At 66.4% G+C, this 23511-nt stretch carries 29 protein-coding genes and 2 tRNA genes; 7 read left to right on the top strand and 24 right to left on the bottom strand.

The window, feature by feature from the left end; all coding sequences use genetic code 11:
- The first annotated feature begins 152 nt into the window (after positions 1-152).
- Positions 153-229 (top strand) — tRNA-Asp (locus OU998_RS09020).
- An 84-nt stretch (positions 230-313) separates the two neighbouring features.
- A tRNA-Asp gene (locus tag OU998_RS09015) sits at positions 314-390 on the top strand.
- 84 nt (positions 391-474) lie between these two features.
- On the opposite strand, the gene OU998_RS09010 is transcribed toward OU998_RS09015, so the two are convergent.
- The gene (locus OU998_RS09010) at positions 475-1725 is read right to left on the bottom strand and encodes a glycosyltransferase (protein WP_267513034.1); all 1251 of its coding nucleotides are present in this window, start codon (positions 1723-1725) and stop codon (positions 475-477) included.
- Positions 1726-2049: 324 nt separating this feature from the next.
- Between OU998_RS09010 and OU998_RS09005 the strand changes: the two genes are divergently transcribed.
- A complete protein-coding gene (locus OU998_RS09005; protein WP_267513033.1) occupies positions 2050-5343 on the top strand; it encodes an autotransporter outer membrane beta-barrel domain-containing protein in 3294 nt (1097 codons plus the stop codon).
- 94 nt (positions 5344-5437) lie between these two features.
- On the opposite strand, the gene OU998_RS09000 is transcribed toward OU998_RS09005, so the two are convergent.
- From OU998_RS09000 to OU998_RS08950, 11 genes are all read right to left on the bottom strand, one after another.
- Positions 5438-5749 (bottom strand): hypothetical protein, encoded by a 312-nt coding sequence (locus tag OU998_RS09000; protein ID WP_267513032.1) that lies wholly within the window; start codon positions 5747-5749, stop codon positions 5438-5440.
- Positions 5746-6051 (bottom strand): hypothetical protein, encoded by a 306-nt coding sequence (locus OU998_RS08995; protein ID WP_267513031.1) that lies wholly within the window; start codon positions 6049-6051, stop codon positions 5746-5748. The genes OU998_RS09000 and OU998_RS08995 overlap by 4 nt, the downstream gene beginning before the upstream one ends.
- A complete protein-coding gene (locus OU998_RS08990) occupies positions 6048-6398 on the bottom strand; it encodes a hypothetical protein (protein ID WP_267513030.1) in 351 nt (116 codons plus the stop codon). Before OU998_RS08990 ends, OU998_RS08995 begins: the two co-directional genes overlap by 4 nt.
- 22 nt (positions 6399-6420) lie before the next feature.
- The gene (locus OU998_RS08985) at positions 6421-6801 is read right to left on the bottom strand and encodes a hypothetical protein (RefSeq protein WP_267513029.1); all 381 of its coding nucleotides are present in this window, start codon (positions 6799-6801) and stop codon (positions 6421-6423) included.
- 31 nt (positions 6802-6832) lie between these two features.
- Positions 6833-7066, bottom strand: a complete 234-nt coding sequence (locus OU998_RS08980; protein ID WP_008262209.1) for a RebB family R body protein — start codon at positions 7064-7066, stop codon at positions 6833-6835.
- Between the two features lie 18 nt (positions 7067-7084).
- On the bottom strand, positions 7085-7420 hold the full coding sequence (locus OU998_RS08975; RefSeq protein WP_267513028.1) for a RebB family R body protein: 336 nt from the start codon (positions 7418-7420) through the stop codon (positions 7085-7087).
- 3 nt (positions 7421-7423) lie between these two features.
- Positions 7424-7648: a RebB family R body protein gene (locus OU998_RS08970; protein ID WP_267513027.1), complete on the bottom strand. Its 225-nt coding sequence runs from the start codon at positions 7646-7648 to the stop codon at positions 7424-7426.
- A gap of 24 nt (positions 7649-7672) precedes the next feature.
- Complete coding sequence (locus tag OU998_RS08965) at positions 7673-8029, bottom strand: hypothetical protein (protein ID WP_267513026.1); 357 nt, start codon at positions 8027-8029, stop codon at positions 7673-7675.
- On the bottom strand, positions 8026-8403 hold the full coding sequence (locus tag OU998_RS08960) for a RebB family R body protein (protein ID WP_267513025.1): 378 nt from the start codon (positions 8401-8403) through the stop codon (positions 8026-8028). Before OU998_RS08960 ends, OU998_RS08965 begins: the two co-directional genes overlap by 4 nt.
- Before the next feature lie 73 nt (positions 8404-8476).
- A complete protein-coding gene (locus OU998_RS08955) occupies positions 8477-8800 on the bottom strand; it encodes a RebB family R body protein (protein WP_267513024.1) in 324 nt (107 codons plus the stop codon).
- Positions 8801-8835: 35 nt separating this feature from the next.
- Positions 8836-9174 (bottom strand): RebB family R body protein, encoded by a 339-nt coding sequence (locus OU998_RS08950; RefSeq protein WP_267513023.1) that lies wholly within the window; start codon positions 9172-9174, stop codon positions 8836-8838.
- Positions 9175-9546: 372 nt separating this feature from the next.
- Between OU998_RS08950 and OU998_RS08945 the strand changes: the two genes are divergently transcribed.
- Positions 9547-10035, top strand: a complete 489-nt coding sequence (locus tag OU998_RS08945) for a hypothetical protein (protein ID WP_267513022.1) — start codon at positions 9547-9549, stop codon at positions 10033-10035.
- Between the two features lie 25 nt (positions 10036-10060).
- Here the strand turns inward: OU998_RS08945 and recO are convergent, their stop codons facing one another.
- Together recO and OU998_RS08935 are read right to left on the bottom strand one after the other, a co-directional pair.
- Positions 10061-10792, bottom strand: a complete 732-nt coding sequence (recO, locus tag OU998_RS08940; RefSeq protein WP_267513021.1) for a DNA repair protein RecO — start codon at positions 10790-10792, stop codon at positions 10061-10063.
- Complete coding sequence (locus OU998_RS08935) at positions 10792-11304, bottom strand: nuclear transport factor 2 family protein (RefSeq protein ID WP_267513020.1); 513 nt, start codon at positions 11302-11304, stop codon at positions 10792-10794. The genes recO and OU998_RS08935 overlap by 1 nt, the downstream gene beginning before the upstream one ends.
- Positions 11305-11517: 213 nt before the next feature.
- Between OU998_RS08935 and OU998_RS08930 the strand changes: the two genes are divergently transcribed.
- Positions 11518-13029 carry an acetyl-CoA hydrolase/transferase family protein gene (locus tag OU998_RS08930; protein ID WP_267513019.1) on the top strand — a complete coding sequence of 504 codons (1512 nt, stop codon included), beginning with the start codon at positions 11518-11520 and terminating at the stop codon, positions 13027-13029.
- 185 nt (positions 13030-13214) lie between these two features.
- Here OU998_RS08930 and OU998_RS08925 read toward each other — a convergent pair whose 3' ends face one another.
- The 10 genes from OU998_RS08925 to folK form a co-directional block, all read right to left on the bottom strand.
- The gene (locus OU998_RS08925) at positions 13215-14450 is read right to left on the bottom strand and encodes a serine hydrolase domain-containing protein (protein WP_267513018.1); all 1236 of its coding nucleotides are present in this window, start codon (positions 14448-14450) and stop codon (positions 13215-13217) included.
- Between the two features lie 15 nt (positions 14451-14465).
- Complete coding sequence (era, locus tag OU998_RS08920; protein ID WP_267513017.1) at positions 14466-15413, bottom strand: GTPase Era; 948 nt, start codon at positions 15411-15413, stop codon at positions 14466-14468.
- On the bottom strand, positions 15410-16120 hold the full coding sequence (rnc, locus tag OU998_RS08915; protein WP_267513016.1) for a ribonuclease III: 711 nt from the start codon (positions 16118-16120) through the stop codon (positions 15410-15412). The genes era and rnc overlap by 4 nt, the downstream gene beginning before the upstream one ends.
- Positions 16120-17085, bottom strand: coding sequence for a signal peptidase I (gene lepB / locus OU998_RS08910; protein WP_267513015.1), 966 nt, complete (start codon positions 17083-17085; stop codon positions 16120-16122). The genes rnc and lepB overlap by 1 nt, the downstream gene beginning before the upstream one ends.
- Before the next feature lie 58 nt (positions 17086-17143).
- Positions 17144-17545 carry a holo-ACP synthase gene (acpS, locus tag OU998_RS08905; protein WP_267513014.1) on the bottom strand — a complete coding sequence of 134 codons (402 nt, stop codon included), beginning with the start codon at positions 17543-17545 and terminating at the stop codon, positions 17144-17146.
- A complete protein-coding gene (locus OU998_RS08900; RefSeq protein WP_267513013.1) occupies positions 17542-18282 on the bottom strand; it encodes a pyridoxine 5'-phosphate synthase in 741 nt (246 codons plus the stop codon). The genes acpS and OU998_RS08900 overlap by 4 nt, the downstream gene beginning before the upstream one ends.
- 24 nt (positions 18283-18306) lie before the next feature.
- Complete coding sequence (gene pyrE, locus OU998_RS08895; RefSeq protein WP_267513012.1) at positions 18307-18891, bottom strand: orotate phosphoribosyltransferase; 585 nt, start codon at positions 18889-18891, stop codon at positions 18307-18309.
- A 39-nt stretch (positions 18892-18930) separates the two neighbouring features.
- Positions 18931-21123: a RelA/SpoT family protein gene (locus OU998_RS08890; RefSeq protein WP_267513011.1), complete on the bottom strand. Its 2193-nt coding sequence runs from the start codon at positions 21121-21123 to the stop codon at positions 18931-18933.
- 98 nt (positions 21124-21221) lie between these two features.
- The gene (gene rpoZ / locus OU998_RS08885) at positions 21222-21581 is read right to left on the bottom strand and encodes a DNA-directed RNA polymerase subunit omega (protein ID WP_267513010.1); all 360 of its coding nucleotides are present in this window, start codon (positions 21579-21581) and stop codon (positions 21222-21224) included.
- 85 nt (positions 21582-21666) lie between these two features.
- Positions 21667-22242, bottom strand: a complete 576-nt coding sequence (gene folK / locus OU998_RS08880) for a 2-amino-4-hydroxy-6-hydroxymethyldihydropteridine diphosphokinase (RefSeq protein ID WP_267513009.1) — start codon at positions 22240-22242, stop codon at positions 21667-21669.
- On the opposite strand from folK, the gene OU998_RS08875 reads away from it, so the two are divergent.
- Together OU998_RS08875 and OU998_RS08870 are read left to right on the top strand one after the other, a co-directional pair.
- Positions 22241-22783, top strand: coding sequence for an NYN domain-containing protein (locus tag OU998_RS08875; RefSeq protein WP_267513008.1), 543 nt, complete (start codon positions 22241-22243; stop codon positions 22781-22783). The genes folK and OU998_RS08875 overlap by 2 nt on opposite strands.
- On the top strand, positions 22780-23418 hold the full coding sequence (locus tag OU998_RS08870) for a uracil-DNA glycosylase (RefSeq protein ID WP_267513007.1): 639 nt from the start codon (positions 22780-22782) through the stop codon (positions 23416-23418). The genes OU998_RS08875 and OU998_RS08870 overlap by 4 nt, the downstream gene beginning before the upstream one ends.
- Positions 23419-23511 lie beyond the last annotated feature (93 nt).

The following is a 23511-nucleotide window of genomic DNA, read 5'->3' as shown; positions in this document are numbered from 1 at the left end:
GCGCACGGCCGCCGTGGAATCGCCGAACGACTTCTCCACAGCCGATCTGTCGCCAACCACGGTCTTTCTCGGAAAAGGCCGCTTGACGCGATGGGTCAGCCCGCCTAAACGACGCCCCTCGCCGGGGCGCACAGCCGCTTCGGCCGGGAAACGCGGGTGTAGCTCAGTTGGTTAGAGTGCCGGCCTGTCACGCCGGAGGTCGCGGGTTCGAGCCCCGTCACTCGCGCCACTCTTTCTAGCAATAGACAGAGTGGCGCTACCGCCTTCCCTCTCTAAGTTTTCGAAACAACTCAAAAGTTTCGACGCAGATTACGCGGGTGTAGCTCAGTTGGTTAGAGTGCCGGCCTGTCACGCCGGAGGTCGCGGGTTCGAGCCCCGTCACTCGCGCCACTTCTTTCAGACAAAGAAGTGGCGCGCCCCCGCTCTCTGACAGGCTAAAGACAGCGCCTCATTTCCTGGATTTTAGCGCCGGCCTCAGTGGACGGCGAAGGCCTCTTCCGGCTGCACGAAGGCGGCTTCGCCCGTCAGCTCGCCATAGACCATGCACAGGTCCTCAAAGACCCGATTCCAGGCGAACTGGTTGACGGCCTTTTCCCGCGCCGCACGGCCGATGGCCTCGATGTCCCTCGCAAACAGGGCCTCGACCGCCTCGGCATAGGCCCCGGCCTCGGCGCTGGCCGCCAACTGCCCGACCGACTCGTCGACCGTCTCGGCCACCCCCCCGGCGTTGACCCCGACCACGGGACGACCACAGGCCATGGCCTCCAGCACGATCAGGCCGAACGGCTCCTTGTCATTGGCGTGCACAAAGGCGTCACAGCTGGCGATGATCCGGGCCACAGCTTTCGGATCCTTCTCATAGGGCATCGAAATCACCCGATCCTCGTCAGGCATGCCCGACCCGGCGCCGACCAGCACCAGATGATAGGGCGCGCCCAGCTTCTGGACGGCCTCGATCAGGATATCGACGTTCTTCTCCTTGGCCGGCCGACCGGCGAAACACAGCAACCGCGCGTCTTCGCCAAGGCCCAATTCCTTCAACAGCCACTGACGGTCGCGACGGTCGGGCCGGAAGGTGTCGATCTCGACGCCCAGCGGACGGATGACGATATTGCTCACCCCGGCCTCTTCCAGCCGCCTGGCGATAAATCGGCTCGGCGAGATCACACGGTCGAACTGTGAGAACAGGCGGGCCCAGCGCTTCTCCACGGGCTTCTTGGCCCATTCGCCGAAGTGCAGGGCCGCCAGGCTCGCCGGATCGGAATGACAGAAGCCGACGACCGGGCACCCCACCCGCTGGCCCGCCTCCAGGGCGCCCTGCCCCGGCGTGTAAGGATCGCCGGCTTCGATGATCGACGGCTTCATCGCCGCAACCCAAGCGCTCCAGCGCTTGACCGAGCTGGGCCAACGATAACCGTCGCCGAACGGCAGCTTTGTCGCCCGCAGCTGCACGATGCCGTCGGCTCGCGCCTTGTGACGCGCGCCCGGCACGACCAGTGAATGACTGACCCCCGGCCGGTTGGCCTCGATCCAGGTCTTCTTCGACAGCAGGTAGCGTTTCACCCCGCCGGAGCGCGGCGCGTACAACATGGTGGTGTCCACCAACCGGGGGCGATCCTCCGTGGCGGCCAGTTTCAGCGCCCGCAGGGTGTCCGCGACTTCGACGTCCAGTCCGGGAATCAGCCGGAGCTCGCTTTCGTGAACGTCGAGGTCGGTCAGTGTCATAAGGAGATTCTCGTCTGGTCGGGGCTCGCCAACACCGAAGGGCGTGGATTGGATGCGTCGTCGTGAAACGCGTTTGACCATGCCTCCGCCCCTAGACCCCAGCGTGGCAAAGCTCAATAGCCGGATCGGAAATCCTTCCGAACCCGCCGCAACGCCCCGTGAAATCGGACGTTTCGCGAGGCTTCAGGCCTGACGCGGAACGGCAACATACTGAACGCGGCCTTGCATTCGCCTCAAATTCGATAAACTTGAGCAAGGTTGGCGTCGATCCTGTAATGGACCGCCTTGTTCGTGATCGCGTGGCCACCAGGGGTTTTCTTCCGAATGCGTATTCTGCTCGCGACCGCCGTGGCGATCGCTCCCTTGCTGGCTGTGACAGGCGCTCAGGCCGAGGTCGTCGTCTCGACCGCTCGCACGACGCCGATCCAGACATCCAACGCCACCGGCACGGCGGCCGACAATGTTCGGATCGCCAGCGGCGGATCGATCGCCGTCACATCCGGCGCCGCCATGACGCTGGACTCGAACAACACGCTGGACGTGGACAGCGGCGGCTCGATCACCATGGCCAAGGCGGCCGATGGCGCGACAGGCGTTCTGGTGAACGGGGGCAATACCGGCTCGCTCACCATGGGCGGCTCGATCTCCATTACTGATTCGCTGGAAGACGCCGACTACAAGGACACCGACACCGACGGCGACATAGACGGCCCGTTCGCGACCGGCACGGGCCGGTACGGGGTTCGCGTCGCAGGCCCCTCGGCCTTCACCGGCAACATCACCCTCGAATCGACCGGTTCGATCATTGTCGAGGGCAACAACAGCTACGGACTGGCGGTAGAGACCGACCTGACCGGCCGCCTGCAAAGCCTCAGCACGATCCGTCTGCTGGGCGACGGCACGGTCGGGGTTCGCACCACGGGCGCGGTGTCCGGCAATGTCGATCTGGCCGGCTCGATCACGGCGACCGGCGCGGGCGCGACCGGTGTGTCGATTGAAGGCGACGTGGGCGGCGCGCTGAAAATCCATTCCGCCGTCACGACGACGGGCTATCGCTACACGACCTCTCCGTCGGCCAAACCGACGTCAGGAACGGTGTCGGAGTCCACGCTCTATCTCGAAGACCTGGACGCCGACGACCTGCTGCAAGGCGGCCCGGCTGTCCGTGTGGCCGCCGACATCAACGGCGGCGTCCTCCTGGACATCGGCCCGAGCTACAGTTCTGCCGGGATCGAAGGCGATGACGACGGCGACACCGTCAAGAACGGCGACGAAGACAACGACGGCGACGGCGTCAAGAACCGCGACGACACCGATCGCGACGGCGACGGCATTCTGGACGCCAGCGAGACGACCGCCTCCCTGACCTCGCTGGGCGGCGCTCCGGCGCTTCTCATCGGCTCTGCGACAAACACCGTGACCCTGGGTGCGGTCGGCACGGGCGACGCCGCCTACGGCCTGATCAACCGGGGCGGCATCAGCGGCTCAGGCGTCTATGCGACAGTTGAAGCGCGCGCCCTGCAACTCGGCGTCGCCGGCGGCCAGGCCGTCACAGTCGCCGGCGGCGTCAGGAACGAAGGCACCATCTCCGCCTCTGCGTCCAAGGCCGACGCGACCGCCGTGTGGATCGGCGCCAATGTCAGCACCCCGACCCTGTCCAACACCGGCACGATCCAGGCAGGCGGCTCGGGCAATACGGCCACCACCTCGACCGGGGTGCTGATCGGCGCCGGCGCCAATGTCGCCTCCATGACCAATACGGGCCTCATCACCTCGGCCTTCACCGGCAATCACGGCGACGCCGTAGCCGTTCGGGACGCGTCCGGAACCCTGACCCAATTCACCAACGCCGGCACGATCGCGATCGGCAGAACCGAGGACACGACCGACACCACGGCGGTGGACGGCGAGGTGATCGCCGTCGATCTGTCGGCCAACACCACCGGCGTCGTCTTCCGTCAATATGGCGTCGCCGCCGCAGCCGACAGCACCGCAACCGACACCGACGACGACGGCGTACCCGACAGCGCCGAGCCCACGATTGTCGGGGCCATTCGCCTCGGCGCGGGCGGCGACACCCTGAACGTCGAGAACGGCACCATCATCGGCGACATATCGTTCGGCGGCGGCGCCGACACGATGAACATCACCGGCGGCGCCGCGATTTCCAGCGCGATCACCAATGCGGCCGGGCTGGCGCTCAACGTCACGAACGGCTCCCTGTTCGCCAACCAGACCACGGCGACCACCATCTCCAGCCTGAACGTCGGCGCGGACAGCACCCTTGTGCTCACCGTCGATCCGGCGGCGAACACCAGCGGCGGCTTCAATGTCAGCGGGGCGGCGAATATCGCGACCGGCGCGGCCTTGGGCGTCCGCTTCGCCACCCTGTTGCAGGAGCCGGCCCGTTTCGACGTCATCAACGCGGGCTCTCTGACCATAGGGACCATCGACCAGACGCTGCTGGGCGAAAACTCGCCCTATCTCTATGTGGTCCAGGCCGGCGCCGACACCGCCGCCGGGAAGGTCTATGTCGACGCCCGCCGTCGCACGGCCGAAGAGGCCGGCCTGATCCCGGTCGAGGCTTCGGCCTTCGACGCCGTCTACGCCGCCCTGGGCGACAACACGACGCTTCAGAACCTGTTCCTCAGCCAGACCGACCGCGAAGGTTTCGCCAACGTCTATGAGCAGATGCTCCCCGACCACTCGGGCGGCCCCCTGATGTCGCTTTCGGCCGGTGTGGACGCCGTCACCCGCGCCCTGACGGGCCGCAACGCCTCCGCTGCTCCTGGCGAAACCAGCGCCTGGCTGCAAGAAATCAACTTCTACGCCGACAAGGACAAGACCGATTCCTACGGCTTCCGTTCGGAAGGCCTGGGCGTCGCCGGCGGCGTGGAAAAGGGCACCAGCGTCGGCGCCTTCGGCGTCACGGCCGCCTTCACCTCGTCCGATATCGAGGATCCCGAAGCCGAAGCCGAGGAAATCCTGTCCGCCAATCTTCTGGAACTGGGCCTCTATTGGCGTGCCCAGGGTCAGTACTGGACGACCTGGGCCCGCGCCGCCGGCGGCTACGCCAGCTTCAGCGCCGACCGTTCTCTGGTCGCCGACGGCGTCTATCTGAACAACACCTCCGACTGGCACGGCTGGACCGCTGCGGCGGCCGGCGGCGCCTCGTATGAGCGCAACTACGGTCGCCTGAACGTGCGCCCCGAAGTCTATGCCGAGTACTTCCGCCTGTCGGAAGGATCACGGACGGAAAGCGGCGGCGGCGACGGCTTCGATCTCGACATCGATTCGCGCGACAGCCACATCTTCTCCGCTGTCGCGGCGATGAACGTGGGCTACGGCTTTGGCCGCGACGGCTGGATCCGCCCCGAACTGCGCATCGGCTATCGTCAAAATCTGTCGGTCGACGCCGGCGAGACCATCGCCCGCTTCGCCAGCGGCGGCCCGGACTTCGTCCTGTCGCCCGACTCCGTCGAGGGCGGCGGCCTGATCCTCGGTTTCCGCCTGAACCTCGGCAACGACCTCGGCATGTTGTCCCTGACCGGGGACGCCGAACTGCTCGAGGACTATGTCCGCTATTCGCTTCTGCTGCGGGCCAGCTTCCGCTTCTGATCGAAAGCCCGCCTGGACGACAAAAAGGCCGCCGGATCGCTCCGGCGGCCTTTTCATTGGGCGATCTGCTGAAAGCCCGGTCCGCATTGCGGCCTTAGGTTTCGGTGGGTGCGGCTGACGGCTCGGCCTTGCTCCGTTCGATCATGGCGCAGATGGCCAGATCCAACTGCCGGGTCACCTCGCGGGCGATGATCTTCTGCAAGGCCTCGACGATCTCGAGGCTGACCTGGGCCGACGGCCCCATCTCGGCGCGCCGCATATTCTCCGGCATGGCGGCCAGCCGCTGTTCAGCCACGGCGCGCTTCAGCACGGTGCGTTGGTCGGCGAAACTGTCGACCACCGAATGCTTCTGCTCCGATATGGAATCATACAGGTGGCGTCCCGCCGCGCCATGGGCGTCGCTCACGTCTTATCTCCCTTGGCCTCGGGCTCCACGCCCAGCGCCCGCGTCACCTGGGCCTGCAATTGAGCGAGCATGTCCTCGGTGAATTTCTGGACCTCGGCGCTGGCCGCCGCCTGATTGGGCGCCTGACCCAGGACCTGCGCCTTCATCAGGTCAGGCATCTGTTTGGCGGCCATGCTGAACATCTCGACCACCATGCGCTGCGCGGCCAGGACGACAGGATCCTTGACGGATCCCGGCGCCGCCGGTTCAGCCGCGTCTGCCGGCTGTTCTTCGGCCATGGCCAGCCCCCTTTTCCGGGTCATTCCTTGTCCGACGACGCCGGAACCAGCGTGACCTTCTCGACCAGTTCGCCCGCCTCGATATCCGCCAGCAGCGCCTTGGCCTTGTCCATTGAGGCGGTCGCAAGGGGCGCATAGGGATCGGCCAGCAGCGGCTCCTGAATACGATACAGCAGGGCGACCACGATCTGGGTTGCGGCGCGCAGCTCCTGGTACCGCGCCTGGCTGTCTTCCAGCCGCTCAGCATTCGACAGGTCGTCGGCGGCGTTCAGCCACCGTTCGGTGTCGGACCGCGTCTCCCGTTCCAGCGCCTGGGCCTCTTCAACAACGGCTTCGGCTTCGCTGGTCTTCAACACCGTCAAACTGGACATGGCATGCTCCTTGGTTGTGGGTTCAGTTTCTAGGGAAGGTCTGGACGGCCTTGGTGACGGACTCCGCCGCCAGCCCCGCCGCGATCGGCGCCGCGAACGAGCTGACCAGGGCCATGGCGTAGGCGATCAGGGCCGGCTCGCTCATTCCGCCCGAGGCCAGCATCATCGCCATGGCCTTGCCCTGGACGGTGGTGCTGATCGACAGGACATTGCGCTGATAGTCGGCGGCGTCCTGGACCGACAGGGCGGCGGCCTGGGTGGCCTTGTCATAGGCGATGACGCCCCCGGCCGAGACCCGCGTGGAGCTGGCCGGCGTGCCATCGCCCAGGGTCGCGAAACCCAGCGCCCAGTTGGTCGAGGTCTGGACGGCGTCCTTGATCTGGCTGTTGACGGCATCGGTCACGGCGGGGCGGCTTTCTCTTCAGGTCTGGCGCTTATTTCTGCGCCGCGTTCATGATCATGGTGACGGCGCTCGAGGTCACGGCGTTGCCGATCTGCTGCAGCCCGCCTTGCGCCTGTTGCGCATTCTGCATGGCCAGCGAGATCGAATGGGCCATGCTCTGATAGACCAGCGCCATGGACTGGGCCGGCGCTTCGCCCAGCACCTTGACGTTGGTCTGGGTGACCGCGTCGGTGACCTGCGAGTTGACGGGCGTGTCGGCGGCCATGGTTCAGATCCTGACGTTCTAGAGTTTCAGCAATTTGAGGGCGACAAGCAGAACAAGCGCATTTTCCAAACTGTTGGATGCGGGCGCCTTGTGGGCGATCCGCGTGGTGGCCATGGCCGAGACCATGCTGCCCATCTCATAGACCTGCATGACCCCCTGGTTGGTCGCCGCCTGGGCGCAGATCGACGCCTGGCGCTGCGTCTGGACCGCGTTCTCGAAGGCGATCGACATCGAATGGGCGGCGCTCTGGTAGATCGAGCCCATGGCGATGGTCGAGGCGGCGCCCAGGACCATCAAGTTCTGCTGCGTCACCGCATCGGTGATCTGGCTGTTGACGGGGGTCGGATAGGCCATGGCTCAGGCCGGAATTTCGAGGATTTTGGCGATCAGAGCGCCGACTGCGGCATTGTTGATCTGCTGCATCCCCCCCTGGGCCTGACTGGCGTTTTCGACCGACAGGCTGGTGGCGTGGGCCACGGCCTGGACCGAAATGGCCACGGCCTCGGCCGGTCCCTCGCCCAGCACCTTGACGTTGGTCTGGGTGACAGCGTCGGTGATCTGCGAATTGACGGTGTCTGTCATGACGAAGCCCCCCTTCTTCTTTCCTCAGGTGACGACCGGCGCGCCGTAAAAGGCCGACGGCGGGTCCTGGCGGACCTGGGACACGGCGTGCGCCGCCATCGTCGCCGGTGCGGCCAGACCGACGCCCACAGGCGCCGCCGCGCGCAGCGTCTGCATCTCCGCCAGACTGGCGGCGAGATACCGCGTCTGTAGCGTCGCCAACTCCGCCGCTTGGAGCGTGGACGCCGCCAACCGGGCGGCGAAGGCGTCCGCCGACGCCATGATGGTGATCAGGCTGGCCTGGCAGATGCCCGCCCCGGCGCACAGCAGCAGAGGCTCCTCGCGGCAGAAGTCGTCCTCCCGCCGGTCTTCGCGCTTCTCGCGTCTGGTCTGCGGGCTCATTCGAACGCCTCCTCACGACGCGGCGTCAGATCCGGCCACGGGATGACCGACGGCTTGTCCATCAGGGCCTGGACGCAGTTCATGGTGGCGACCATACCCAGGATATTGGTGGTCTGCTGGTTGGCGACGGCGTTGTGGTACATCATGCCGCTGGCCTGGTTGGCGGCCACCAGGCTCTGCATCGCGGCGAAGCTCGGTCCCGACCCGATGACGGTCAGCAGGGTGTTGGCCACCGCATCCGCCGTCGGGGCGGTCGCCGGATTCTTGCTGAGCTCAAGCATCAGCTTCATGACGTCCTCGAAGTCGCCCAGGCGCGCCGTTGAGCCTTCCGTGGCCTTGTCCGCCGCCTTGTCCGTCGTCTTCGCCTCGGCCATGGCCGTCCTCCAGGGGTGGGCGCGGCGGGCGCAAGTCTCCCGCCGCGACTGTCAGGGATATCCGTCGTCGGCGTCAGGCTGCGGTCGCCCTCAGAGCGGTCAGCAGGGCCAGCATGTTGTCGGGCGTATCGGACTGGGCGATCTTGGAGGTCGCGACGGCGCCGGCCATGGTGTCCACGCTGTAGATCTGGATCACGCCCTGGTTGGTCGCGGCCTGGCCGGCGATGGCCAGCTGTTGCTGCGACGAGGTGGCGTTTTCGTAGAGAATGCCGGTCGAGTGGGCGAGCGACTGATAGATCGCGCCCATGGCCATGGCCGGGGCGTCGCCCAGCACCTTGACGTTGGCCTGGGTGACGGCGTCGGTGATCATGCCGTTGACGGGTGTCGGAAGCGCCATGTCTCAAATCCTTTGAATGAGGGTTGCAGCGAAAATCAGGAAACGGCGGCGTGCGGCCCGACGGCGCGCAGCGCGGTCAGCAGCGACAGCATGTTGTCGGGCGTATCGGACTGGGCGATCTTCGAGGTCGCCACGGCCCCAGCCATGGTGTCCACGCTGTAGATCTGGATGACGCCCTGGTTGGTGGCGGCCTGGGCCGCGATCGCCAGCTGCTGCTGCGACGAGGTGGCGTTCTCGTAGAGGATGCCCGTGGAATGGGCGAGCGACTGATAGATGGCGCCCATGGCCATAGCCGGGGCGTCGCCGAGAACCTTCACATTCGCCTGGGTGACGGCGTCGGTGATCTGCCCGTTCACCGGTGTCGGAATAGCCATGAGTTGTCTCCTTACCCGTTGGATCGAGGCCCGCTGGAAGAAGATCGCCCGGCCCCGCTGAGGACGACCTCCACAGGTAAGACGTCCGACGCCGACGGATGTGAACTACTCTTGGTTGATTTTCTTTTTCCATACTCGTTCACGGAGCGGGCCGCCCGCCGTCATTCCCTCGGGCGATCCAGGCGCAGGGTCATGGCTTCCCGCCCTGCCGAACAGACCGGGGAGGTGTCATCCATGGGGACCGCTTTCGACCTGCTGCTCCTCAGCCTCGCCGCTCAGGCGACGCGGCGAGAGCCCTCCGCGCCTGGCGCCGCCGGCGCGCCCACTCAACCGCCGGCGGCGACGCCGGCCCCTCATCGGAGACCTGGTCCAATGCCGCTTTCACCCCGCGATTTCCTCACCCTGGTCCAGGGCTGGGCGAACGCCAACGTCGACCGAATCCGCGCCGTCTGGCCTCTGGCGGGCGGTTGGGAGGCCTGGGCCCAGGCCGAGATCGCCGCCTGCATCAACGCGGCGGCCGAGGACACCTGGATCCAGCGCGAGCCGCGCGTCTACCCGGACAATTCCCGCGCTGACTTCCTGGTCAACGACCCGTTCCAGAATCCGGCGACAGACGAGATCGTCGTCGAGATGAAGTGCGAATCCCTGGGCAACTGGGGGGCCTTCGTCGATGGCCTGCGCTATGATGTCTGGAAGCTGAACGGCGCCATGGGAATGGGACTGGGGCCGGCCCACAAGATGGTCTTGGGCATTTTCTTCTCGCCGGAGTCACAGGCCGAACTGGCGCGACTGCAAGGCTTCACCATCACCTATACGCCGAACCAAGAGGTCGGGATCGCCAGCATGGTCTGGCAAGACTGACGCGCCGATAAGACGGGGCGGCGCTCTACAGCCGTCCCGTCTCGGCCAGCTTGTCCAGCATCCACACCCGCGCGGGCGGCAAGGGCTTGTTCTGCGGGTGGAAGACGAACTGCTCCAGGAAATGCCCGGTCAGGTCGAACCCCGCCCGGACGTCCCCCTCGACCAGCCCGGCCTGCGCCCCCAGCATAAACGGCGGCAGGGTCAGCATCTTGTCGGCATAGGGGGCGCCGGCCGCACGGCTGACCGCCCGCCCGGTGCGGGGACTGACGTAGATCAGATCATCGGCCGTCCCCGTCGCCGCGCATTTCGACAGATCGAGCCCGAACCCCAGATCCTCCAGCAGCCCCGCCTCGAACCGCACGAAGATGGCCGGCCAGACGTCCGGCAAGGCGAAGGCCCCCATCAAGGCCTCAAAGGCCAGAAACACCCCCGGATGCGGTTCGCGCTCCGGCAAGGCGCCCTGGGCCACCCCCGCCGCCGCCGCCAACCCGGTCAGGGCCAGGGCGTCGTCGAACAGGGCGCTGGGCCCCTCGCCCACCGGCTCCAGCCGCGCCCCGCCCAGATGATCCGAGGTCCGCGCCCGATAGTCCGCCACCACCCGCGCCCCGGCTTGCAGGAAGGGTTTCATCTTCCGCGACGCCCCGCCCGCCACATAGGCCGCGCGCCGCCCGTGGTTCTCGGTCAGCAGGTCCACCACGGCGCCGGTGTCGCCATGGCTGCGCGCCGACAAAACAAATGCCTCTTCATGGAAATCCATCAGTCGGCAGCGGCGGACTTGATCACGTCCACGACCGCCTTGGCCTTGTCGTTCGGCACCGTGAAACTGAGCACATACTGCTCGATCTTCCAGACCTCGCCCGGCCCGGTCCGCCTCAGCAGGCCGGATCCCCGCAGCGCGCCGTAACTGTCGTTGTCCAGCTTCTCATCGAACCAGGCCACGTCGCCCGAGATGATCAGGGTCCGGTCATAGGGCCGATAGGTCCAGCCCTGTCCCCGCGTGAATATCGGCTCCGCATAGGCCTTGAACGCGGAAATATCCCAATGCTCTGACGCGTCGGTTCCGACGAACCGCGCCCCGTCGCTGAACTGGGCGAAATAGGTTTCGCCGTCCGCGTCCGCCGCCGCCTGGTGCATCCGGTCCAAGGTCGCCGCGGCCTCGTCCGCCCCCTGCTGGGCGGCGATGCCGATCCTGTCGTCCCAAGGGGGAACCATGGCCGCCGGCGGCGGCGCGGATTGAAGGACCAGGGCGGTGAGCAGGGTGACGATCATGTCGCCTGTTCTAGTCCTGTTCTCCCGTTTGGGAAACCGGGGTGATCGCCCCCCCGTCCGACCGGCGTCGCCTTCGGACGGATCGAGCCGCTCATTTGATGGAGATCATGGACGCACCGCCCCTCCTCGACCAAGGTCGAATGGATCGCCTTAGCGGCGCCGCCTAACCGAGACGCCCAAGGCCCTCCCCCGGCCGTAACCTTGAAGAGTTCCATGTCGCGTATCCGCAGCCAATCCCTCCGCTCCCGGCTGATGTCCGCCCATGACGCCGCCGCCCTGATCCCCGCCGGCTCGACCGTGGGCATGAGCGGCTTCACCGGCTCGGGCTATCCCAAGGCCGTCCCCGCCGCCCTGGCCACGCGAATAGAGGCCGCCCACGCCGCCGGCGACGCCTTCCGCCTCAACCTCTGGACCGGCGCCTCCACCGGCCCGGAGCTGGACGGGGCCCTGGCGAAGGCCGACGGGATCGAACGCCGCCTGCCCTACAACTCCGACCCCATCGCGCGTGAGAAGATCAACTCCGGCCAGATGGACTATCTGGACATGCACCTCAGCCAGCTGGCCCCCATGGTGTGGCAGGGCGTGCTGGGCCCGCTGGACACCGCCGTGGTCGAGGTCTCGGCCATCAACGTCGACGGCAGCCTGGTGCCCTCCTCCTCCATCGGCAACAACAAGACCTGGCTGGACCGGGCCGAGCGGGTGATCCTCGAGGTCAACGCCTGGCAGAATCCGGCGCTGGAGGGGATGCACGACATCTACTACGGCACGGCCCTGCCGCCCGACCGGGTGCCCATCCCCCTGACCCGGCCCGACCAGTTGATCGGCCAGCCGACCTTCCGCTGCGATCCGGACAAGATCGTCGCCATCGTCGAGACCGAGGCCCCGGACCGCAACCTGCCCTTCGCCGCGCCGGACGCCAACGCCCGCGCCATCGCCGGCCACCTGATCGAATTCCTCAAGCACGAGGTCCGCGTCGGCCGCCTGCCCGCCGCCCTGCTGCCGCTTCAGTCTGGCGTCGGCAATGTCGCCAACGCCGTGCTGGCGGGCCTGATGGACAGTCCGTTCGAGCGAATGGCGGCCTATACCGAAGTGATCCAGGACGGGATGCTGGACCTGCTGGACGCCGGCAAGCTGACCGTCGCCTCCGCCACGGCCTTCTCCCTCAGTCCCGAGGCGGCGGCGGACATGAACAGCCGGATGGAGCAGTTCCGCGGCAAGATCATCCTGCGGCCTCAGGAAATCTCGAACCACCCCGAGCTGATCCGCCGTCTGGGCTGTATCGCCATGAACGGCCTGATCGAGGCCGACATCTACGGCAACGTCAACTCGACCCAGGTCATGGGGTCGCGCATCCAGAACGGCATCGGCGGCTCGGGCGACTTCTCGCGCAACGCCTTCATCTCGTGTTTCGTGACGCCTTCAACGGCCAAGGGCGGCGCCATCTCGGCCATCGTCCCCATGGCCAGCCACGTCGACCACATCACCCAGGATGTCCAGGTCATCGTCACTGAACAGGGGCTGGCGGATCTGCGCGGCCTGTCGCCGAAACAGCGGGCCAAGCTGATCATCGCCCGCTGCGCCCATCCCAAATACCGCGACGGCCTGATCGACTATTACGAGCGCGCGCTGAAGGGCTCCTACGGCCTCCAGTCGCCCCACCTGCTGAACGAAGCCCTGTCCTGGCACCAGCGCTACATCGACACGGGATCCATGCTCCAGGCCTGACGGAGAGGGTCTGAATTTATTTCCCATCCGTCCCGAACACGGCGGCGCAAGGCTTTGCGCCCCGCTTTCGTCCTCCAATCCATCAAGGCTCCAAACGGCCCTAAACTGACCGCCGGTCGCTGAACGGAGGCGGACGTGGCGGTTTGGCGGTTTGGCGGTGTGTTTTTACGACAGCCGCGAGAAGACTATCGGTCCAGGGTGGTCGGGAACTCGCGGCCCAGGGCCTCGGCCATCGCCTGTTGGCTGATCAGGAAGACCTGGTCGCGCAGATGATAGTTGTTGGACAGGACGATCACCGTCACATCGGCCTCCGGCTGATACAGCATCAGATTGCGGAACCCGCCCCAGCTGCCGGTGTGATAGACTTGGCGATCCTGGAAACTGGGTCGGACCTGATCGCCCAGCCGGTTCGAGAATATGCCATAGCCCCAGTCGCGGCGCGGTCTGCCCCGCTCCTTGGGCGCGTCCGCCGGCGCATGGTCGGCCAGCATCTGCTGATAGCTGAACGGCTTCAGCAGTTCCCCCCGGTGCAGCGCTCTCTGCCACACCAGCAGATCGTCCAGCGTCGAATAGACCGCCCCGGCCCCCGCGACGATCGAGGTGTTGGCGTTCGGCTGGGCCGCCAGGCCAGCAGGGAAGTTGGCGTAGCCCATGATCGCCCGATGGTCGCCGCCGTCCAGATCCAGCCCGCTGTCCTTCATGCCCAGGGGACCGAAGAAGGTCTCCCGCATATAGGTTTCGAACGGCCGGCCGCTGGCCTTCTCGACGATGGCCGCAGCCAGGTTGAAGCCCGCATTGTCGTAACGGACCTTGGTCCCCGGCGGGAATTGCAGGCCGAACCGCTTCGAATCCTCGGTCAGTTCGTCCAGGGTCGCCGGCGTCGTGCGCCGCATGCCCCAGCCCGGCCGCGCCATCAGGTCCGGGATGCCCGAGGTGTGCGACAACAGGTGGCTGATCCGCACCGGCTCCCACGCCTTGGGACAGGGCTGGATCCATTTGCAGACCGGGTCGGAGACGCTCAGCCTCCCCTCATCCTGAAGACGCAGAATGGCGGTCGCCGTGAACTGTTTCGAGATCGAGGCCAGCCTGAACCGCGAGTCCAGCTTCAACGGCCGATCCTGCTCATAGTTCGCCTTGCCATAGACCTGGCGGAACAGGACCCGGTCGCCCTTGGCCACCAGAACCCCGCCCATGAACCGCCCGGCCGCGCCCTCGCGCTCCAGCCGCGCCGCCAGTTGCGGCAGATCCTCAACCACGACCAGCGGCGGACGCGGCGGCGTGTCGGGGCTGATCGCCGCCCGCATCGCATCGCTGACCGGTTTGACCGACGTCGAAAACCCGGCCCAGACTACGCCGCCGAGGATCAGCGCCCCCAGGACGCCCAGAACAAGCCGGGGATGAGCCCCAGGGGTACGCGGCACTTCAAACACGGGAACTCAGACGTCGAAATCGAGACCGAACTGGGCGTAAAGCGCCCGCGAATCCTGCCATTTGGGATCGACCTTGACGGTCAGGAACAGGTGGACCTGGCGACCGAGGATCTCGTTCAGCTCCTCGCGCGACTTCTGGCCGATCCATTTCAGGGTCTGGCCGCCCTTGCCCAACACGATGGGCCGCTGGCTCTCGCGCTCGACATAGATGGTCTGTTCGATCCGGGCCGAGCCGTCGCCGCGCTCCTCGAAACTGGTGGTCTCGACGGCCGCCGAATAGGGCAGTTCCTCGTGGACGCGCAGATAGACCTTCTCGCGCGTGATCTCGGCCGCCAGCACGCGCACCGGCACATCGGCCGCCTGATCCTCGGGATAGAGCCACGGCCCCTTGGGCATGGAGCGCGCGAGCCGCTGCTTCAGGTCCTCGACCCCGTCGCCGTTGGCCGCGGAGATCATATAGACCTCCTCATAGACGCCGCTCTCGAACAGTTTCTGCGACAGGGCCAGCAGGGTGTCGCGGCGCATGCCGTCGATCTTGTTCAACGCCAGAATGACCTTCGTCCCCGTGGACTGAAGATTGGCGATGATGGTCTCGGTGTCCTCGGCCGAGCGGCGATCCGCCGCCGTGCCTTCGCGGCCTTCCGAGTTGATGTGCGACTGGGCGTCGATCAGATGGACCACCACGTCCGCGTCCTGCGCTCCGCCCCAGGCCGAGGCGACCATGGCCCGGTCCAGGCGACGGCGCGGGGTGAAGATGCCGGGGGTGTCCACCAGCACGATCTGGGCGTCGCCTTCCATGGCGATGCCGCGCACGGGGAAGCGCGTCGTCTGCACCTTCTGGGTGACGATGGAGACCTTGGACCCGGTCAGCCGGTTGACCAGCGTGGACTTGCCGGCGTTCGGCGCGCCGATGATGGCGGCGAAGCCCGCGCGCTGGTTTTCAATATCGGTCAAATGACGCCTTCACGTTTGAGGAGAGCCGTTGCGGCCGCCTTCTCCGCCTCCTGACGCGAACGCCCCAGTGCGGTCAAGGGCTCCACGCCTTCGACGGACACCTCGACGGTGAATGTCGGCGCATGATCCGAACCCGTCCGATCCGCAACCCGATAGGTCGGCAGCGGCCGACCCAGTCCCTGGGCCCACTCTTGCAGGGCCGACTTGGGGTTGGTCACGGACCGCGAGGGCGGGGCCGCGAACTCGGCCGCCCAGGCCTTGTCGAAGAAGGCCCGCGCCGCCTCCAGCCCGCCGTCCAGATAGACGGCCGCCAGGATGGCCTCGACCGCATCGGCGATGACCCCGGCCTTGCGACGCCCGCCCGTCTTGGTCTCGCCCGGCGACAGACGCAGGGCCGGACCGACGCCCAGGGCCTCGCCCACCCGCGCGCAGGCGGTCTTGTCCACCAGGGCGTGCAGGCTGGACGACAGCTCGCCTTCGTGGGCCGTGGGATAGTCCCGCGACAGCTTCTCGGCCACCAGCAGGCCCAGCACCCGGTCGCCCAGGAACTCCAGCCGCTCATTGTCGCGCGGCCCATGGACACCGACCGGCGCGCCTTCGCCGACGCTGGCGTGGGTCAGGGCGCGCTCCAACAGGTGCGAATCCTTGAAGGAATGGTCGATCCGCGCCTGCAACGCCGCGACCGCCTCAGCTCTCAGATTGGCCATCAATGCAGAACGTTGAAGAACCGTCCGAGCCGCACATTGGCCCAGGTCCAAGGTTTGAACAGCGACGCGCCGGGCTCCCACGAGAACAGGATGATCTGCGCCTTGCCGACCAGGTTCTCGGCCGGGACCATGCCCACGCCGCTGGACTGTTCGACGCGGCTGTCGATGGAGTTGTCGCGATTATCGCCCATCATGAAGTAATGACCGACCGGCACCTCATAGACCGGCGTATCGTCCAGGTCATTCCCCGGACCAAAGTCCTGGGTCATGAAGCTCTTGCCTTCCGGCGTGGTCTCGCGGACCTCGGCGACCGGATGCATGCCGAAGATGTCGTTGATCTCGCGCTCGCTGACCACGACGTCGTCAACCGGCTTGTCGTTGATATACAGCTTGTTCGAGATCATCTGGATACGGTCGCCCGGCAGGCCGATGACACGCTTGATGAAGTCCGTCTTGTCGTCACGCGGCAGCTTGAACACGACGATATCGCCGCGCTTGGGCGCCGAACCCATCACCCGGCCGTCAAACAGCGGCGGGCTGAACGGGATCGAGTGTTTCGAATAGCCGTAGGACCATTTCGACACGACGATATAGTCGCCTTCGTACAGGTTGGGCTCCATCGAGGCCGACGGAATGGTGAAGGGCTGGAACAGGAAGATCCGCAGCACCATGGCGATCAGCAGGGCGAAGAAGATGGTTTTGACGATCTCCATCGTCTCGTCGCCGGCGGTCGGTTCGGCCTTGGCGCTCTTGGCGGCCTTGCGCGCATAGACGGGTGTCTTGGGCGCCTCTTCGAAGGGCGCATCCCCCTCGTCGCTCCAGACCGGGCGCTTCTCAGCCGTTCCGCTCTTTACGGCTTCGACCGGCGTATCGGCCTCAGACGCGGCGAAGACCTCCTCCGGCGTGGGGTCGGTCGCATCGGTCTTGGCCGCATCGGCGTCTTGCGGCTTCTGGTCTTCGCTCATGCGATCAGGAATCCCCTTGCCGCGTCTGCGCGGTCGTCCCCTGAGGGGTATATCGCGATTACGACAGCGGCAAGGCTTCGATCACCACGAAGGCGAGTGCATACGGATGCTCGTCGCTCAGAGTCAGGTGAATCTTGGCCTCATGACCCGCCGGCGTCAGGCTCGCCAGATGCTCGGCGGCATGACCGGTCAGGGCCAGGGTCGGCTGTCCGGAGCGCAGGTTCACCACCCCCATGTCGCGCCAATAGACGTCCGCGCGCATCCCGGTGCCCAACGCCTTGGCGCAGGCCTCCTTGGCCGCGAACCGCTTGGCGTAGCTCCAGGCCGGGTCCGGTTTCCGATCCGACCGGGTCCGCTCGATGTCCGTGAAACAGCGTTGCTTGAACCGTTCGCCGAACCGATCCAGCGAGGCCTGGATACGCCGGATGTCCGACAGGTCGGCGCCGACGCCGATGATCACTTGGCCGCGTCCATCACCGCCCGCATCCGCCGGATCGCCGCATCCAGGCCGACGAAGATGGATTCGCCGATCAGGAAATGACCGATGTTCAACTCGCGGATTTCCGGAATGGCCAGCATACGCGGGGCCGTATCGTAATCCAGACCATGGCCCGCATGGACCTCCAGCCCCAGAATATCGGCCTGGGCCGCAGCGGCTGCGATCCGTTCGAACTCGACCTCCCGCTCACCCGGATCGGTCAAATGGCAATAGCGGCCGGTGTGGAACTCCACCACCTGGGCGCCGACAGCCGCAGCGGCCTCGACCTGCGCCTCGGACGGCTCAATGAACAGCGACACCCGGATCCCGGCCTCAGCCAGCGCCAGGGCCACCGGCCCGATCCGCGCCTCATGCCCGGCGACGGCCAACCCGCCCTCGGTCGTCACTTCCTCGCGCCGTTCGGGCACCAGGCAGGCGGCGTGGGGACGATGGCGCAGGGCGATGGCCAGCATCTCCTCCGTCACCGCCATCTCGAAGTTCAGCGGCTTGCCCGCCCGCGCGCACAGGGCGCTGAGCACGTCGATGTCGGGATCGGTGATATGACGGCGATCCTCACGCAGGTGGGCGGTAATCCCGTCCGCGCCGGCGGCCAGCGCGGCCTCGGCGGCCCGGACAGGATCCGGATGGGCGCCGCCGCGGGCGTTCCGCACTGTGGCGACGTGATCGATATTGACGCCCAGCCTGACCCGTTCGCGCATCTCAGCTCCTCGCCAAACCGAACATCACTTCGAAATTCTGCGGCTGCCCGGATCTTCGACCGGCAGAGCCGCCAGTTCCGGCGGCAGGGCGTCGGCTGGATAGGCCGGCACCTCGAGCGAGGCCAGGGCGATCAGCGGCACGCCGACATCCGCCTTGCCGCCCGAGCGATCAACGATACAGGCGGCGGCGACAACCTCGCCCCCGGCGGCCTGGATGGCGGCGATACATTCGCGCGACGACAGGCCCGTGGTGACGATATCCTCGACCATCACCACCTTCTGCCCCGGCTCGACCGTGAAACCGCGCCGCAGCTTGAACTGACCGCCCTCGCGTTCGACATACATCGACGGCACGCCCAGATGACGCGCGGTCTCATACCCGGGAATGATGCCCCCCACGGCCGGCGAAATGGCGACATCCACGGGCCCCACGGTCGCGACGATCTTGTCGGCCAGCGCCTTGCACAGCCGCTCACAGCGGTCCGTCTGCATGAAGACCAGGTTCTTCTGCAAAAAGACCGGGCTGTGCAGGCCGGAAGACAGGACGAAATGGCCTTCGCGCAGGGCGCCGGCGTCGCGGAACTCGTTGAGGACGTCTTGGGTGTTCATGGCGGCGGTCTTAGCGCCTCGCCCCGTCGAGCGAAAGGCTCAGCCTCGACCGCGATCGACGTTGTCGACCGACGGATTGGCCCGCAGCGCCGCCATGATCATCGTCGCGTGTTTCGCATCCTCAACCTCGACATCCAGCGTCACGTCGAAGAAGTCCTGCTGCCGATAGGCCATCGACAGGTTGATGATATTGCCGCCCGCCTCCCCGATCAGGGTGGTCACCTGCCCCAGCACGCCCGGCGCATTGCGGATCGTCGCGTTAAGGCGGACCGCGGCCACGGCGTCGGTTTCGGCCTGTGGCGTCCATTGCAGGTCGTGCCAGACCGAATCGTCGTCGGCGAAAGCCGCCAGCGACTGGCAGTCGATGGTGTGCACCGTCAGTCCGATCTCCGGCTCCAGAATACCGACGATCCGGTCCCCCGGAACGGGCGTGCAGCACGGCCCGAAGTGAACGCTGACGCCCGGCGTCAGCCCCCCGCCCCGGACGAACAACCGCGCAGTATCGCCTTCAATCCTCTGCTTCTCCGGCCCCGCCTTCAGCCGCCCCTTCAAGGCCGGGAACAAGGTCTCGGCCACCGAGGTCGGCGACAGCCGTCCACGGCCCAGGCTTTCGAAGACATCCTCATCGCTGGGGACGGCCAGGGTCTCCAGGATCGGCTTCAGCGAGACTTCCGCCAAGGTCTTGTCGATCCGCGCAAGGGTCTGTTGGAGGGCGACGCGGCCCAATTTGACAAACTCTTCGCGTTCGGAGGTGCGGATGTGGCGCCGGATGGCGGACCGCGCGCGCCCGGTGACGGTCAGGCTGCGCCAGTCGGCCGGAACCTCGCGCTTGGCCCCGCGAATGATCTCGACCACGTCCCCGTTCTGCAACGGCGTCCGCATCGGCTTCAGCTCGCCGTTGACCTTGACGCCTACAGCCGTGTCCCCGACCTCGGTGTGGACGGCATAGGCGAAGTCCAGCGGCATGCCGCCGCGCGGCAGGGTCACCAGCCGCCCCTTGGGCGTGAACACGAAGACTTGGTCCAGATACATCTCGAGCTTGGCGTGCTCGACCCAGTCCTCGCCGCCCTCGCCGTGCTCGATCACCTGAACCAGGTGGCGCAGGTTCTGAAGCGGGTCGCGCCCGCCCCCCTGCTCCATCGCCTCGCGGTCGAAACCATAGGACTTGTTCTTGTAGCGCCAGTGGGCCGCAACCCCGTCCTCGGCGACCCGATCCATCGCCTCGGTGCGGATCTGCATCTCGATGCGCAGCCCGCGCGGCCCGACGACCGTCGTGTGCAGCGAGCGATAGTTGTTCGACTTGGGCGTCGAGATGAAATCCTTGAACCGTTCCGGCACCATCGGCCATTCGCGATGGATCACGCCCAGGGCGCGGTAGCAGTCGTCTTCCGCCTCCACGATCACGCGGAAACCGTAGATGTCCGACAGGGACGAAAACCCGACCGACTTGCGCTGCAACTTGCGCCAGATCGAATAGGGCGTCTTCTGGCGGCCGAAGACGTGGGCGCCGACCCCAGCCTCCGACAGCACGCGCTCGACCTCGCCCGCCACGCCTTCGATGGCGCGGCCGTGCTCCAGTTTCAGCGCCTCCAGCCGCCGCTCGATGGCGGTCTTGGCCGTGGGGTTCAGGTGAGTGAAGGCCAGTTCTTCCAGCTCGGATGCGATCGAATGGATGCCGATCGACCGCCCCAGCGGTGCATAGACTTCCAGCGTCTCGCGGCTGATCCGCTCGCGCTTCTCCGGCTTCACGTACTGGAGGGTCCGCATATTGTGCAGACGGTCGGCCAGCTTGACCAACAGCACCCGTACGTCCCGGCTGATGGCAAGAATGAATTTCCGCAGGTTCTCGGCCTGGCGCGTATGCTCGGCCTGAAGCTCCAGCCGACTCAGCTTGGTGACGCCCTCGACCAGGACAGCCACCTCCTCGCCGAACATCTGAGCGATGTCGTCGCGCGTCGCCGAAGTATCCTCGACCACGTCGTGCAGCAGGGCCGTAACAATGGTCGCAGTATCGAGCTTGTAGTCGGTCAGTATGCCCGCGACCTGAATCGGGTGGGCGAAATAGGGATCGCCCGAGGCCCGCATCTGCGAGCCGTGCATCTTCATCGCATAGACATAGGCGCGGTTCAGCAGCGCTTCGTCGGCGGTGGGGTCATAGGCCTTGACGGCCTCGATCAGCTCGAACTGGCGCAGAATGGGCGCACGTTTAGGCGCCTGAGGAGCCTCGCCCACAGTCGGCGTGGGATCGTTTTTGTTCGCAGCTTGGGGCGCCGGCGGAACCGTCTCGGTCCGCGCCGGCAGGATAGTGACGCCAGGGGCTCCCTCGAGCGTCAGTACCGCTCCTCCTGGCCGCCGTCACGGTCGCTTTGCAGGGCGCGGATCAACTCGGCCTCGGCCATGTTCATGTGTTGCGGTTCAGCCAGCAGGGCGACCGTTTCCGCTTCGTCCTCGGCTTCGGTGCGCTCATCGACGCGTTGCAGCGTGGTGATGATGGTCTCGAGCAGCTCATCGGGAACGACCGTGTCGTCGGCGATTTCGCGCAGGGCCACGACGGGGTTCTTGTCGTTGTCGCGGTCGATGGTCAGAGCGGCGCCGTTGGCGATGCTGCGGGCGCGGTGGCCGGCCAGCAGAACCAGGCCGAAGCGGTTCGGGACCTTCTCGATGCAGTCTTCGACAGTGACGCGGGCCATGACAATTCCTCGAACGCGGGGGAGAACCGCGTCAAATACAGATAGGGGCTGCGTTTTGCAACGCCAGCGGGGCGAAAGTGCGGCGTCAGATCGGATGGGCGTCCCGCGCGACGGTCGCCGCAGCGGCCAGATCCCGCGCCAGGCCGCCGTGGGGATGCACCCAGCCTGCCGCGATCTCGGCCACAGGCCCCATGACGAACCGCCGCTCGGCCGAGCGCGGATGCGGCAGAATCAGTCCTTCCAGGTCCCCGCTCAACCGCCCATAGGCGATCAAGTCCAGATCCAGGGTGCGCGGCGCGTTGCGGACGGACCGCCGCCGACCAAAGACGTCCTCGATCCGGCCCAGCGCCGCCATCAGGGCGTGCGGATCATGGCGGGTCTCGACGATCACCACCCCGTTCATGAAGGGCGGGTCCTGTGGATCGGGCCAGGCCATCGACGACCACCAGGACGACCGGGCCACGACATCAATTCCCTCGCTGCGGAAGCGCGCCAAAGCCGCCTCCAACGCCTCGCGGCAAGAGGACCAGACCCCCTTGTCATTACAGCCCAGCCCCACGATGACTGCGGCGTCCAGATCGAGCGCCCCGTCGATTCCCACATCGACCGGAGCCCCCGCCGGGACGCCATATTTTTCATCCCTTTCGACGGCTTCGACCATGTTTCATTCCACCGACCGCCTGGCGATCTTCATCGACGGGTCAAACCTCTATTCCGCCGCCCGCGCGCTGCAACACGACCTGGACTTCAAGCGGATGCTGGACTGGTTTCGCGAGAAATCCATCCTGACACGCGCCTATTATTACACGGCCGTGGTCGAGGGCGAAGAGTTCTCGCCGATCAAGCCCCTGGTGGACTGGCTCGACTACAACGGCTTTTCGGTCGTGACCAAGCCGGTGAAGCGGTTCACCGACGGCTCGGGGCACAGCCGCATCAAGGGGAATATGGATATCGAGATTGCGGTCGATATGCTGGAGTTGGCCCCGCACCTCGATCACGTCGTGCTGTTCTCGGGCGATGGCGACTTCCGCCGGGTGGTCCAGGCGGTTCAGGCCAAGGGCGTGCGCGTCACCGTCATCTCGACCCAGAAGACCCAGCCGCCCCACATCGCCGACGAACTGCGCCGCCAGGCGGACGTCTTCCTGGATCTGAACGACCTGATGGACGATTTCGGCCGCCCCAAGACCAGCGGCGCCCAATGAGTCTGACGCCCGAGCCGCCGCGCGACTGCCCTTTGTGCCCGCGCCTGGTGGAGTACCGCTACGACAATGCGCGCCAGAACCCCGACTGGTGGAACGGCCCCGCCCCCTCCTTCGGCGATCCGAACGCGCGCCTGCTGGTCGCCGGCCTGGCTCCGGGCCGCACCGGCGCCAACCGCACGGGCCGCCCCTTCACCGGCGACCACGCCGGCTGGCTCTTGTACGACACCCTGAAGAAGACCGGCTTCGCTCAGGGGTCTTATGATCCGGACGGCGACGACGATCTGAAACTGGTCGACTGTATGATCACCAACGCCGTCCGCTGCGCCCCACCGGGCAACAAGCCCCTGCCGATCGAAGAAACGACCTGCCGCCCCTTCCTGATCGACCGCCTGGCCCTGCTGCCCAATCTGAAGGTGATCGTCACCCTGGGCGACGTCTCCCGCCGCAACATCCTGAAGGCTTTCGGCCGCCCGGCCTCGGCCATGCCGGCCGGCCACGGCGCTGAAGGCGAGGCAGGCGGCTATGTGATCCTGAATTCCTATCACTGCTCACGGCTGAACACGAACACAGGCCGCCTGACCCCCGCCATGTTCGAGGCCGTCTTCGAGCGGGCGCGAGACCTGATCGCCCGCTAACCATCAACTGTTATTTCCCTGTCGCACGAATCCGCCAATCTCCAAATAAGGCGGAACAGAGGCGGGCGTTCGGCGTTCGTCTCCCAGCGGGAG

It is taken from the genome of Brevundimonas sp. SL130, from assembly GCF_026625805.1.
Lineage (GTDB): Bacteria > Pseudomonadota > Alphaproteobacteria > Caulobacterales > Caulobacteraceae > Brevundimonas.
Note: the sequence above shows the minus strand (reverse complement) of the source record. Positions and strands in the feature narration are given on the sequence as shown.

What these genes read in the sequence shown, in the direction of transcription:
- OU998_RS09010 (WP_267513034.1), bottom strand. Translation starts at nt 1,725, where the DNA reads ATGACACTGACCGACCTCGACGTTCACGAAAGCGAGCTCCGGCTGATT.
- OU998_RS09005 (WP_267513033.1), top strand. Translation starts at nt 2,050, where the DNA reads ATGCGTATTCTGCTCGCGACCGCCGTGGCGATCGCTCCCTTGCTGGCT.
- OU998_RS08995 (WP_267513031.1), bottom strand. Translation starts at nt 6,051, where the DNA reads ATGACCCGGAAAAGGGGGCTGGCCATGGCCGAAGAACAGCCGGCAGAC.
- OU998_RS08990 (WP_267513030.1), bottom strand. Translation starts at nt 6,398, where the DNA reads ATGTCCAGTTTGACGGTGTTGAAGACCAGCGAAGCCGAAGCCGTTGTT.
- OU998_RS08980 (WP_008262209.1), bottom strand. Translation starts at nt 7,066, where the DNA reads ATGGCCGCCGACACGCCCGTCAACTCGCAGGTCACCGACGCGGTCACC.
- OU998_RS08975 (WP_267513028.1), bottom strand. Translation starts at nt 7,420, where the DNA reads ATGGCCTATCCGACCCCCGTCAACAGCCAGATCACCGATGCGGTGACG.
- OU998_RS08970 (WP_267513027.1), bottom strand. Translation starts at nt 7,648, where the DNA reads ATGACAGACACCGTCAATTCGCAGATCACCGACGCTGTCACCCAGACC.
- OU998_RS08965 (WP_267513026.1), bottom strand. Translation starts at nt 8,029, where the DNA reads ATGAGCCCGCAGACCAGACGCGAGAAGCGCGAAGACCGGCGGGAGGAC.
- OU998_RS08960 (WP_267513025.1), bottom strand. Translation starts at nt 8,403, where the DNA reads ATGGCCGAGGCGAAGACGACGGACAAGGCGGCGGACAAGGCCACGGAA.
- OU998_RS08955 (WP_267513024.1), bottom strand. Translation starts at nt 8,800, where the DNA reads ATGGCGCTTCCGACACCCGTCAACGGCATGATCACCGACGCCGTCACC.
- OU998_RS08950 (WP_267513023.1), bottom strand. Translation starts at nt 9,174, where the DNA reads ATGGCTATTCCGACACCGGTGAACGGGCAGATCACCGACGCCGTCACC.
- OU998_RS08945 (WP_267513022.1), top strand. Translation starts at nt 9,547, where the DNA reads ATGCCGCTTTCACCCCGCGATTTCCTCACCCTGGTCCAGGGCTGGGCG.
- recO (WP_267513021.1), bottom strand. Translation starts at nt 10,792, where the DNA reads ATGGATTTCCATGAAGAGGCATTTGTTTTGTCGGCGCGCAGCCATGGC.
- OU998_RS08935 (WP_267513020.1), bottom strand. Translation starts at nt 11,304, where the DNA reads ATGATCGTCACCCTGCTCACCGCCCTGGTCCTTCAATCCGCGCCGCCG.
- OU998_RS08930 (WP_267513019.1), top strand. Translation starts at nt 11,518, where the DNA reads ATGTCGCGTATCCGCAGCCAATCCCTCCGCTCCCGGCTGATGTCCGCC.
- rnc (WP_267513016.1), bottom strand. Translation starts at nt 16,120, where the DNA reads ATGGCCAATCTGAGAGCTGAGGCGGTCGCGGCGTTGCAGGCGCGGATC.
- lepB (WP_267513015.1), bottom strand. Translation starts at nt 17,085, where the DNA reads ATGAGCGAAGACCAGAAGCCGCAAGACGCCGATGCGGCCAAGACCGAT.
- OU998_RS08900 (WP_267513013.1), bottom strand. Translation starts at nt 18,282, where the DNA reads ATGCGCGAACGGGTCAGGCTGGGCGTCAATATCGATCACGTCGCCACA.
- pyrE (WP_267513012.1), bottom strand. Translation starts at nt 18,891, where the DNA reads ATGAACACCCAAGACGTCCTCAACGAGTTCCGCGACGCCGGCGCCCTG.
- rpoZ (WP_267513010.1), bottom strand. Translation starts at nt 21,581, where the DNA reads ATGGCCCGCGTCACTGTCGAAGACTGCATCGAGAAGGTCCCGAACCGC.
- OU998_RS08875 (WP_267513008.1), top strand. Translation starts at nt 22,241, where the DNA reads ATGTTTCATTCCACCGACCGCCTGGCGATCTTCATCGACGGGTCAAAC.
- folK (WP_267513009.1), bottom strand. Translation starts at nt 22,242, where the DNA reads ATGGTCGAAGCCGTCGAAAGGGATGAAAAATATGGCGTCCCGGCGGGG.
- OU998_RS08870 (WP_267513007.1), top strand. Translation starts at nt 22,780, where the DNA reads ATGAGTCTGACGCCCGAGCCGCCGCGCGACTGCCCTTTGTGCCCGCGC.